The organism is Pseudoalteromonas sp. SG43-1, from assembly GCF_014164415.1.
GTDB classification, from domain to species: domain Bacteria; phylum Pseudomonadota; class Gammaproteobacteria; order Enterobacterales; family Alteromonadaceae; genus Pseudoalteromonas; species Pseudoalteromonas distincta.
This window is the reverse complement of the sequence record NZ_JACJFD010000013.1, coordinates 72,487-84,564: the sequence shown is the minus strand read 5'-3', so window position 1 is coordinate 84,564 and position 12,078 is coordinate 72,487. Positions and strand designations below refer to the sequence as shown.

The 12,078-nt window shown below is 40.7% G+C and carries 9 protein-coding genes; 6 read left to right on the top strand and 3 right to left on the bottom strand.

The genetic code is table 11. The features are described from left to right. Positions 1 to 51: 51 nt before the first annotated feature. The 3 genes from H5159_RS10880 to H5159_RS10870 form a co-directional block, all read right to left on the bottom strand. Positions 52 to 552 (bottom strand): RDD family protein, encoded by a 501-nt coding sequence (locus H5159_RS10880; protein ID WP_002962012.1) that lies wholly within the window; start codon positions 550 to 552, stop codon positions 52 to 54. A gap of 170 nt (positions 553 to 722) precedes the next feature. Continuing rightward, positions 723 to 1,487, bottom strand: coding sequence for a DUF6515 family protein (locus H5159_RS10875; protein ID WP_182780281.1), 765 nt, complete (start codon positions 1,485 to 1,487; stop codon positions 723 to 725). Positions 1,488 to 1,732: 245 nt separating this feature from the next. Next, the gene (locus tag H5159_RS10870; RefSeq protein ID WP_182780280.1) at positions 1,733 to 2,872 is read right to left on the bottom strand and encodes an alkene reductase; all 1,140 of its coding nucleotides are present in this window, start codon (positions 2,870 to 2,872) and stop codon (positions 1,733 to 1,735) included. Between the two features lie 80 nt (positions 2,873 to 2,952). On the opposite strand from H5159_RS10870, the gene H5159_RS10865 reads away from it, so the two are divergent. The 6 genes from H5159_RS10865 to H5159_RS10840 all read left to right on the top strand — a co-directional run bounded on the left by H5159_RS10865 (position 2,953) and on the right by H5159_RS10840 (position 11,667). Beyond that, the gene (locus H5159_RS10865) at positions 2,953 to 3,870 is read left to right on the top strand and encodes a LysR family transcriptional regulator (protein ID WP_220488585.1); all 918 of its coding nucleotides are present in this window, start codon (positions 2,953 to 2,955) and stop codon (positions 3,868 to 3,870) included. A 133-nt stretch (positions 3,871 to 4,003) separates the two neighbouring features. Beyond that, the gene (locus H5159_RS10860) at positions 4,004 to 5,365 is read left to right on the top strand and encodes a TolC family protein (RefSeq protein ID WP_182780279.1); all 1,362 of its coding nucleotides are present in this window, start codon (positions 4,004 to 4,006) and stop codon (positions 5,363 to 5,365) included. Then, a complete protein-coding gene (locus H5159_RS10855) occupies positions 5,362 to 6,504 on the top strand; it encodes an efflux RND transporter periplasmic adaptor subunit (RefSeq protein ID WP_182780278.1) in 1,143 nt (380 codons plus the stop codon). Before H5159_RS10860 ends, H5159_RS10855 begins: the two co-directional genes overlap by 4 nt. Before the next feature lie 2 nt (positions 6,505 to 6,506). Then, on the top strand, positions 6,507 to 9,695 hold the full coding sequence (locus H5159_RS10850) for an efflux RND transporter permease subunit (protein WP_182780277.1): 3,189 nt from the start codon (positions 6,507 to 6,509) through the stop codon (positions 9,693 to 9,695). Further along, positions 9,695 to 10,378 (top strand): response regulator transcription factor, encoded by a 684-nt coding sequence (locus H5159_RS10845; RefSeq protein ID WP_182780276.1) that lies wholly within the window; start codon positions 9,695 to 9,697, stop codon positions 10,376 to 10,378. The genes H5159_RS10850 and H5159_RS10845 overlap by 1 nt, the downstream gene beginning before the upstream one ends. After that, on the top strand, positions 10,375 to 11,667 hold the full coding sequence (locus H5159_RS10840; RefSeq protein WP_182780275.1) for a HAMP domain-containing sensor histidine kinase: 1,293 nt from the start codon (positions 10,375 to 10,377) through the stop codon (positions 11,665 to 11,667). The genes H5159_RS10845 and H5159_RS10840 overlap by 4 nt, the downstream gene beginning before the upstream one ends. Positions 11,668 to 12,078 lie beyond the last annotated feature (411 nt).

Genomic DNA, 12,078 nt, shown 5'->3' with positions numbered 1-12,078 from the left:
ACCAGTGGTCACCCTTTTTGCTTTTTAATTTCCAGTTTTGGAAAGCTGGTATTAATCAAGCTCACTATAAATACGTCTGTTTTCTTCTTTAGTAAGTGCAATAACTTCTGTTTTAGAGATGTAATCTTGCAGTGCTTTTTTGTTTTTAAAATCGACTAACACCACCAAATTACCTAGACCGAGTAAAGCGCTAACGCTGCGGATAATTGATTGCGGCCAGCTAATTAAATTACCTTCAAGAGTTTGTACTTTTAAACGCCATGCACGCATGCCAATGGTTTGCCCGCTTTTAGTCCAAAAGTAGCCAAAAAATACTAAGCTAACAATAATTAAAAGAGCGGTACGAATACCCGAAAGAAGATTTGAATTTTGAATAAATGCAGATACATCCTCTGCGCCATTTAAACTAATTACATCGAGAGAAATAAGCCCCTGTACTGCAAATAAATACAGCACTACAGTTAACATCGCAAACGCAATAATGGCTAACGTATCGTAGACCAACGACGCAAAACGGCGCCAAAAACCAGCACGTGGAAACTCACCCGACATAAATACACTCTCACTATTAATATGCGAGCTAGTTTAACAAAAAAGCTTACAAATACTAAGACATGTTAATGTTTAGAGAGAATTGATTTTATTGCTGTAAATTACTACCTACGGAGGGGAATGAAAAAGACCCTACTATTTACAGTAAGGCCTTTTAATTTATAGCGAGTTTAACCTAGCTTAATGGCAAGGTATTTTATGTCGTCACCACTTATTTGCGGTAAAAAATAAATATCGCCGTATTTAAAATACTGCTGTGAGTTAATTATTACGGCCTGTGCTGTCTGAGGCAATGAATCGTAAGTTTGGCCCAAGCTATAGTCATTCACATTACCCACTTTTATTGCCTGATTAAGGCGAGTTGATGGCTCATCAACAACCGTATAACCATTATTATCTGCAATGTAGTACACATTTTGATAAGTGTAGTAAGTCGTATTATGGTGTTTAAAATGCCTGTAATTTCTTGGTAGCGTATTTATACGCAGGCCTCTAGGTGGTTTAACAACATGGTAGCCTCTTTTAGCTTTACGGTAATAAAGGCCGTCGTTAAACGTAAACGAAATACCATTAAATCTGATTGATGCGCTATTGCGTGGTAAATGGTTTATAAATCGATTTTGTCTGTAAGCGACTGAATTGTGATGGCTTGTTAAGTAGTTATATTTTCGCTGGTTGGAGCGGTATTGTTCACGCTTTTCCTGTTTGTACTTAGCAAGTTTACGTTTTTCTTGCTTACGGTCTTCTCGTTTTTCTTTTTTATGCTCAATACGCTGCTTTTTTTCATGGCGGCGTTCATCGCGTTTATATTCAACACGTTTGTCGTGATCGCGTTTAAAGCTTTTATCATTCTCTCGCTCGTTTTGTGCTCCAAGCGCAGAGCCTGATACTGCGCCAATGGCGAGCAGGGCAGGTAGTAAAAAAGTAAGTTTCATAGTATTGCCTCGTTTATGTTTTTACATAACTGGGTTTAATACTAGCGGCTCAAACTGAATGTTAACTGACATACAACAGCAAACGGAGTTATGCTTACAGCTTTTTACATTTTACTGACGGTTCTTGACATAATCTCTAGTTTTTGACGATTATAGGAACGTTTTAATATACCAAAATGATTAGTCGTGTCATAAAAAATGGCTATTAAATTAGTAATTAAGCCTTCCTTGGCTTTGCTGGTTAATTACTTTTGATAAAAAGGATAATCGCTATAACCTACTTCAGTACCGCCATACATAGTGGCTGCATCAGCTTCGTTAAACGTCCAATTATTTGCTATACGCTCTGGTAAATCAGGGTTAGCTATAAATGGGCGACCAAATGCAAATAAGTCACCGTAACCTTCACCTAAAATACGCACTGCTTTTTCTACTGTGTATTTACCTGCATAAATAATGCGCCCTGAAAATTCAGCTCGGACTGCTTTATAAAATTCTTGTGGTAAATCGGGAGCGTTATCCCAATCAGCTTCCGCAATCGATAAGTAAGCAATACCTGCTTGCTCAAGCACTTTAACGGCCTGGATATAAGTGTGATGAGGGTTTGATTCAACAAGTCCTAAATACACTCGTGTTTGATCTGTGCTTTCAAATAAAGGAGCAAAGCGAACACCTAAACGATCAGAGCCTACAACGTCACTTACCGCTTCAACTATCTCTTTTAAAAAGCGCAGGCGATTACTAAGCGTTCCACCGTATTGATCGTCACGGTTATTAGTATGCTCAGAAATAAACTGATTAACTAAATACCCGTTAGCACAATGAAGCTCCACACCATCAAAGCCAGCTTCTAAAGCATTGCGTGCAGCTTGAGCGTACATGTTTACCAGTTCACCAACCTCAGTAGTACTTAATGCACGAGGCTTACTTGGGTCAGCCAATGCGCCTTCACCAGGTGCGGTTTCAATAAATACTTTTACATTGTCAGCAATAATATCTGAAGGGCCAACCGGTTTACCTGAATTTGGTTGTAGTGTGGCGTGCGATACGCGCCCTACATGCCAAAGCTGAGCAAAAATAACGCCGCCTTTAGCGTGTACTGCATGTGTTACTTTTTTCCAGCCTTCAATTTGTGCTTGCGAGTGAATACCTGGGGTCCAAGCGTAACCTTGCCCACGAGGTTCTATTTGTGTGCCTTCGGTAACCATAAAACCAGCCGATGCACGCTGCGAGTAATACTCAGCCATTAATTCATTAGGAATATTGCCAGGCTGAGTGCTGCGAGAGCGAGTAAGAGGAGGCATCACAATACGGTTTTTAAGTGTAAAAGGGCCAAGCTCAATTGATGAGAATAAAGGGGCGGTATTAACTAATTCTGATTTCATTTTAAATTCTCTTATAAAGCAAACAAAGGCTTAAATAGTGGTTAAGCAACATTGGCAGCATAGAGATTTAAGGATACAATTTGAAACAACACTTTTTTGTGCAGCATACAATTATGAATGGTATTAGTCGGCTCGATATAAAACAGTTAAGAGTACTCAGTAGCTTATTAGAACTGCAAAATCTTTCGCAAGTAGCCAAAAAAATGGGGTTAACGCAACAAGCCATTAGTGAGCAACTACGAAAGCTACGAGATTTATTTGACGATCGCTTGTTTATACGCCAAGGCAATAACATGGTTGCTACTCCTAAAGCGCAAGGACTCAAGGCGCCTGTTAATCATATTTTAAAGCAATTAGAGTCGTTACTAGAGCCCGAGCAGTTTAGCCCGCAAACTTATAAAGGTGTGTTTACCATAAGCGCAACCGACTACGCCACGCAGGCCTTATTGCCACAATTATTTAATATTACCCGCCGCGAAGCGCCAGGTTTAAAGTTGATTGTGCGCGACTTTGCATCAGATAACGTTAATCAACTTATAACGGCAGGCGAGCTTGATTTGCTGATAAGCTTTCCAGAATTTATACCCGACAACCTTTCTTATATCACTTTGTTTGAAGAACAACATTTGTGTATTACCGGTATAGGTAACACGACTTACACTGAACCTTTGAGTTTGGCGCAATTTGCAAAGCATCCACAGCTAGTGGTGTCGCCATCTCGTGCAAATTTGCGCGGATCGCACGATCAGTGGTTTGAAAGCCAAGGGCTAAAACGTAATATTGTAATGTCGGTACCAAGTTTTTCTGCGGTGCCCGACATTTTACATACAACCGATATGCTCGCGTTTTACCCATCAAGATTATTACCAAACAGCAAAGTTAAACAGCTAAAAATAGAAGCTCTGCCCCCTACATTTAAAGTAATAGCCGCATGGCATCCGCGTACTAATAACAGCCCTATTCATAAATGGTTGATAGAGCAATTACAAAACTTATAACGATATAAAACATCTAAAGTGACTACTTTTTACTGTTAAATTAGCAACCCAATATTTAGATTAAATCATTTAACCCCTCCTTAACCCTCGACCTAATAAGCTATGTGTAATAGTACGAATTAGGCATAGTTAAATGGTTTATTTTAAAAAGCACTCAACTGGTTTTTTACTTGCACTTAGTTGTACACTTGCTGCATGTAGTAGTCAGCCAAGCTATCAAGGTAATAGTACTGAGCAGTCGCTAAAGCAACATACAAACTGGCAGTACACGCAAAGTAACGCACAGCACGTAAATTACATTACCGATTTGGTGAATATAGAAGGGCTTGATTCGCTTATTGAGCAAGCTGTTACTAATAATCCATCGTTTAATCAAGTGCATGTTGCATTAAAACTAGCTTATGCGCAGCGTGATGTAACCGCTGCAAGTCAGTGGTTTAGTGTAGATGCGGGATTTGACGCGCAGCGCAGTGAAACCGAAGGCACGCAATATAGCTCATCAGTAGGTATAAGTTGGGAAGCTGATATATGGCAAAAAATTGCTGACAATGTAGCCGCGCAAGATATGACTATTGCCAGTAACCAAGCTACTTATCAAGGTGCTAAAGACACATTAGTAGCGAGTGTTATTCGTACTTATTTAAATATTATTTTGCAGCAAAATTTGCTCGATATAGAGCAGCAACGTTTAGTTGTTTTACAAAATAATGAGCAAAGTATTGTAGAGCGCTACCAATATGGGTTAGGTGATTTAGAAGCGCTTGATACCGCCCGTACTAGCACGGCATCTACCCGCGCGACCATTGCCGATTACAAAGAACAAATAGCAAAAGCAAAGCGTGCTTTAATGCTAATTGTAGGCACTGATAAACTTCAAAACCTGCCAAGTACATTAACTCTACCAAGCGTTATTGAGCCATTAAGTACCTTACCAGAGCAAGATTTAGCGCGCCGACCTGACTTACAAAGTGCCTATTACAACATTCAGGCAAAGCATTACTTGGTTGATGTATCGTACAAAGAGCTACTACCGAGTATTTCGCTTTCGGCATCACTGAGTGATTTAGCAAGCACGCCAAGCCAAGCATTATTAACTAGCCCAGTGTGGAGTTTATTAGGCAGTTTAAGTGCCCCTTTATTTGAAGGTGGAGCACTGCGTGCGCAAGTTGATATTGCAAAATTAAATGCCGAGCAAGCGTTTTGGCAGTACCAAGATACGCTGCTAAGTGCGGTAAACGAAGTTGAAAATGCACTCGGGCAGGAGCAATCATTAACCGAGCAGCAACTGCAAATTAGCAATGCACTTGCTAGCGCTAAACGCAGCTTTAGTAACTATCAAAGTAAGTATCAACAAGGTTTGGTTGATATTTTAGATTTGCTAACAGTGCAACAAAAAGTATACGACCTGCAAGCCCAGCTTAGCCAAATAGACTACACCCTTTTAACTAACCGCATAGATTTAGGCCTCGCTTTGGGCCTTGGAGTATCGTCATGAAAATTTCGCCAACACCGGTTGTTGTAACGCTTGTTGCTATTGTTTGTATAGGGCTTGCTATTATGTATAACGGTCAAAAAATGGCTGAAAAAGCAAATAGTCCACAACCTGCCGCTATTAAAGCTATTGCCCCAAATGTATCGGTAATTAATGCAGCTCCGAGCACTTATCAGGCTTATGTTAGCGGCCACGGTGAAGCTAAAGCGCATTGGTCACTTAGCTTAAAAGCACAAGTTAAAGGCGAAGTAACCAGTATGAGCGAGCAATTTGCGACCGGTAACTTAATAACTAAAGGGCAGGTGTTTGCACAAATTGATGACACCGAATACTTACAAGCTCTAGCTAGCGCAAAAGCAACATTGGCTGATGCAAAACTAGCACTGCAAGAAGAACAAGATTTAGGTAATCAAGCAAAACGTGAATGGGATCGCTCAGGCGTTACGCAAGCGCCAAGCTCGCCGCTTGTATTTAGAACGCTGCAGTTAGAAGCCGCGCAAGCTACGCTCGATAAAGCACAATATGCACTTAAAACCGCACAGCGTGATGTAAATAACACCCAGTTAAGTGCACCATTTGACGCTGTTATTTTATCGCGCGATATAGATTTAGGTACTTATGTGAGTATTGGCGATACGCTTGCCACGCTAAACAGCACTGACAAAGTAGAAATAACGGTGCCGCTTTCATTAAGTCAGTGGCAAAACCTAGCAAATAATAAATCAGGCGATGTTATTTTAAGTGATGTAACCACTAATACTAAATGGAACGGTTATATTGCACGTTTTGAGCAACACCTTGATGAGAGCTCGCGTCAACGCAGCGTAATTGTTGCCTTAGATAAACCGTTTGAGCAAACAACGCCGTTACTGCCTGGCACATTTTTAGCGGTAGAAATTGCCGGTAAGCAGTTAACTAACGTAATAAAACTGCCTGCTTCGGCGGTATCTCAAGATGGCTTAATTTGGTACGTAAATGATCAAAATAGCTTAGTAAGCACACACGCTAATAAAGTATTTGAGCGTGGGAATTACGTATATATTACGCCAGTAGATGGTGCTAAAAATCTAAAAGTGGTGGCGCGCCCACTTGTTAGTTACTTAAACGACATGAAAGTAAATCCAATAGTTGAGGAGATATAATAATGAGCCCTCATCAACTACCTCAAATACCCAGTAATAATAACCCGCTGCACGGTATTATTAATTGGTTTGCAAATAACTCTGTTGCCGCTAACTTATTGTTAGTTAGTGTGATTGTAATGGGTATTATGTCGCTTACGACTTTACGTAAAGAGGCTTTTCCGAGTTTAGAGCCAGATACTATTTCGGTATCGGTGGTTTACGACAGTGGCGATGCATTGCAAGCCGAAGAAGGAATAGCGTTAAAAATAGAAGAAGCGCTCGAAACCGTATCGGGTATTAAACGTATTACCTCTACATCCGATGCTAGCGGTAGCCATGTAAGCATTGAAAAAAGTACTGATTACTCACTCGATGAGTTACTTGTTGACGTTAAAAACCAAGTTGACGCTATTAATAACTTTCCGGCAGATGCTGAGCAACCTGTTATTGATAAAGCCCGTAGGCAAGATCATGCATTAACGCTGCAACTTTTTGGGGATGCAGATCGCCATACATTACAAAACCTGGGTGAAAAACTTAAAGCCGATTTATTAGCGCAATCAGGCATTAGCGACGTAGAGCAATCGGGTGTGCTCGACCCGATGATGTCCATAGAAATCGACGAAGGTAAATTACAAGCGTATGGCTTAACTATTAGTGATGTAAGTGAGGTCATTAATAATGAGTCATCAAGCCCGCTTTCGACTAGTTTGCGCGATAGCAGTAAAATTATACGCTTAAAAGCCGCCGACCAAGCTTACTGGCAGCGCGACTTTGCCAATATTGTATTGTTAACAACCGCATCAGGCACACAAATTAAGTTAGGAGATGTAGCCACAGTTACCGACTCATTTGCCGAAGATAGCAACTCATTAAGCCGTTATAACCAACAAAATGCCGTAGGCGTTGAAATTTTAATGGGCGATAACAGCGATATAACTACCATTGTTAAGCAAGCTAATAGCGTAATAGATAAATGGCACGAAAGCGGTTTATTACCTCAAAACGTAGAGCTTGAAAGCTGGCACGACAAAAGCACCATGATCACCGAGCGTTTATCGCTACTTACTAAAAATGCCGTGACCGGTATTATTATGGTGTTTGTAATACTTGCCATATTTTTAAACGTACGCGTAGCGCTGTGGGTTGCTGGTGGCTTGCCGTTTGTATTTTTTGGTACGCTTTATTTTATGACCGATGGCTACACCGCACTAACCATAAACGAAATGACTACCTTTGGCTTTATTATGGCGCTGGGCATAGTGGTAGACGATGCCGTTGTTGTAGGCGAGAGTATTTACACCACACGTAAAAAGCATGGCGATACATTAAATAATACAGTTTTAGGTACCATGAAGGTTGCTGTGCCAACAATATTTGGGGTGTTAACCACGGTGGCTGCGTTTGTAGCGCTTTCGAATGTGTCGGGCAACTTAGGTAAAATTTATTCTCAATTTGCCACTGTAGTGACCATTTGTTTACTACTTTCAGTTGTTGAATCAAAACTTATTTTACCCTCGCATTTAGCCCACATTAGTACTAAACGCCAAGTTAAAAAAGGCTTAGCAGGTCTGTGGTCAAAAATACAACATGGTGCTGATAGCGGCTTAAGCTGGTTTAGTAAAAGCATTTACTGCAAGGTTATTGAATTTTCACTGCGCTTTAGATACGCCGTAGTGGCTGCGTTTATCGCCTTTTTTATATTAGTTATTGGCATGCCGATGACAGGCACAGTTAAAGTTGGTTTTTTCCCAAGTATTGCAGGCGACACTGTAACAGCCGATTTGGTTATGCAAAACGACGCCGCTTATGGGCAAACAAACACAAACTTACTAACGCTTGAGCAAAGTGCATTACAAGCTGAGCAAAACTTAATAACTAAGTTGAACTCTGACAAAAGCGAAATAACCAGCCTACAAGTCATTAGTAGCAGCGACACCAGCGGTGAAGTAAGCGTTGAGCTATTAAACGAAGGCGCTTTTACAGCAAGCGAATTTGCTCAAGAGTGGCAGCGCGTAGCAGGTAGCCTTGAGGGCAGTAAAAAATTACAAATATTAGCCACGCGTAAAATGGTTGATAACTTTAAAGTTGAGCTTAAAGCGTGGGACGACGAAACCGTAATGGCGGCGGGCGCACTATTTAAGGAGCGCTTACAAAATACCGCAGGCGTTAACGGAATAGACGACAACTTAAACCCAGGTCAGCCACAACTTAAATTTACCCTAAATGCACAAGGGCGCGCGCTTGGCATGGATACAGCTAGTTTATCAAAGCAAGTACTGCAAGCCTTTGGTGGTGCAGTTGTACAGCGCTACCAACGTAATAAAGACGAAGTTAAAGTACGTGTACGCTACCCAGAAGATGCTCGTAAAACACCTGCCGATATAATGCAGTCGCGTATTCGCCTGCCTGATGGCACCGTTGTCCCTTTAGTTAACGTAGCCACAGTAAGCAGTGAATATCAGCAAGATGAAATAACCCGCATTGATGGACTTCGTGCAATTTATTTAAGCGCCCAAGTAGATAAAAACGTGATTGCTCCAAACGAGTTAGTTTCTAACTTAAAGCGCGACTTAATTCCAGAGTTAACACAGCAATTTCCTAACTTAAGTGTGTATTTTGCAGGAGAGGCAGAGCAACAAAGCGAAACCACCAGCTCAATGAGCACTATGTTTGTAGCCGCTTTATTAGTTATTTACGTGTTGCTGGCTATTCCGCTTAAATCGTACATTCAACCTATGTTGATTATGGTAGCAATTCCGTTTGGCATTGTGGGCGCTATTTTAGGACATTGGTGGAACGACTTAACCATTAGTATATTGTCATTAAATGGTATTTTGGCGCTCAGTGGGGTAGTTGTAAACGACAGCTTATTACTTGTTTCACGCTTTAACGAACTAGTAAAAGAAGAGAGCATGAGCACGCACGATGCCATAGTTGAGTCGTGTACGAGCCGATTACGTGCGGTATTACTTACCTCAATTACGACGTACGCAGGCTTAGTGCCGCTACTTAGCGAAACCTCAATGCAGGCACAGTTTTTAATCCCTGCTGCGGCATCACTTGGCTACGGTATTTTGTTTGCCACGGTTATTACCTTAATACTTATACCGGCATTATTGATGATTCAAACCGATGCTAAACGCGGTATTGATGCTGTGCTAATATCGCTAGGTGCTAAAAATAAAACGCAGGAAGTAGCCTCTTAATGATAAACGTACTACTGGTTGAAGACGACATAGACTTGGCAACCACCATTGTTGATTATCTCGAAATTGAGTCAATAGAGTGTGACCATGCAAGCAATGGCGTAATGGGTTTAAATTTAATAGAACGTAATCAATATCAAATGATTATATTAGATGTAAACATGCCCAAAATGGACGGTTTAACCATGTGTAAATCATTGCGTGAGCAAGGCATTGATATACCTGTATTAATGCTGACAGCGCGCGATAGCCTCGACAATAAACTTGAGGGCTTTGCCGCCGGTAGTGACGACTATTTAGTAAAACCATTTGCGATGAAAGAGCTAGTAGCGCGGGTTCAAGTATTAGCAAAGCGTAAAAGTGGAGAGGTTAAGCGACTTACCTTTGCTAACTTAACACTTAATTTAACTGCGCATACAGCAACAGTGGCAGAGCACAGTTTAAAGTTATCACCCATTACTTTTAAGTTATTAGAAGTGCTTGTACGAGAGCAGCAAAAACCGGTAACCCGACAGGTAATTATGCAAGCAATATGGGGAGACGATCAGCCAGACAGCAATAGCTTAAAAGTGCATATTCATCATTTGCGTAAACAGCTAGAGCAAGCGCATTGCCAAGCCGTACTAGAAACAATACCCAGTGTAGGGTTTGCGCTAAAATTAAAAAATGGGACACAAGCATGAAAATTAGACCCAGCCTGAGGTTGTATTTTTTTGCCACCATGGTGCTTTTAAGTTCATTAATGGCAATTGGTTTTTCGTTTTTAAGTGTTAATTATTTTATTGATGGCTTAGACCGAGGGTTAAATGGCGTAATGCATGCGCTTTCGCAATCTACTGAGGTTAAAAACGGTGAACCTGCAGAAATGATTGGCTTTAAAATAGCGAGTCGCTGGGAAGACATGCCAAGCGAAATTCAGCAACGCTTTACAAAGCCTACAGAGATTGGCGTATTGCAAAAAAGCAAAGTAAAACCATCGTTTTTTTCAATGCCGGAAGACCTCTATTTTGTAGCGTATTTTCAAAACCCTGCAGGGGAGCCCCGTTACGTATCACGTATTATGCTTGAAAAAGAGCGCCTTAAAAAACAAAGCTCACCCGATAAACCTATAAAAAAGTTGGCATGGATAGCGTTAACAGGGGTTACGGCAATTGCTTTATTTACCTTCTTTTTGTTTATGGTAATGAAAAAAATAGCTAAGCCAGTAGAGTCACTACGCGGTTGGGCTAAGTCGTTAAATCAAAAGAATTTACAAAACACGCCGCCCGACTTTACCTATAACGAACTAAATACCTTGGCAACGTTAATACGCAGTAGCTTGCTTTCTGCTCACGACAGCCTTGAGCGAGAACAGCGCTTTTTAAGTTATGCGAGCCACGAGTTACGTACACCAATTTCGGTTATTCGTAGCAACGTTGAATTACTTAACCGCTTAAGCGAAAAAGCACCTTTAAGCGATAAACAACACCTTACACTGCAGCGAATAGAGCGCGCCGGTTTAACCATGAGCGATTTAACCGAGACGTTATTGTGGCTTAGCAGAAATGACGACCAGCAAAGTGCACCAGAGCCCGTAAACCTAGCCGAAAAAATAACGACCTTGAGTAACGAACTCGATTATTTACTCAATTCAAAACAAGTTGATGTACTTATAAATACCGATAACCAAAATACGACTATTAATACCGAAGCTACCGCATGTCACATTGTACTTACTAACTTAATACGTAATGCGTATCAGCATACACAACAAGGGCAAGTGCGAATTACTCAGCAGGGTAGCCGTGTAATTATAGTAAATAGCAGCGCACAAACAGATACGCCACACAGTGCTAATAACACAAACAAGCCCGCTAATATTGGCTACGGTTTAGGATTAGAGTTAAGCGAAAAAATAATAAAACGACACGGTTGGGTATACGAAGTAAAAGACATGCCTGGGCGTTATGAAGTGGTGGTCGATTTTAGTTAATACGCTTTTTTAATACTTAACCTGAACTCTGGTTAAGAGATTTACTAACATATTGAATCATAGTGATATTTAAATTTATTTTCTCTAGCTAGAGATTTTCAGTGAAAACAAGGCGAATTTACGCGTCAATAGCTGGTCTATTGCAAGTAGATTCAACGCGGTTAGCGCTGAAAATAGCTGCTTGAGATAGATTTATTATCCAGAGTTTAGGTTACTTGGATTTGAAATATAAAAACCGCGCTAAGGCACTTTTAAAAAAGCTTTAGCGCGGTTTTTTTATATTCAAAAATATTTAATTTAACGCTGAGAATATAAAAAACTTAGTGATAGTAATGTGTTAAGTAATTTGCTAAAACTGCAGGTAAAGATGGGGGAGAGCGTGACGCGAGAATACGTAATTGGCTAAACTCA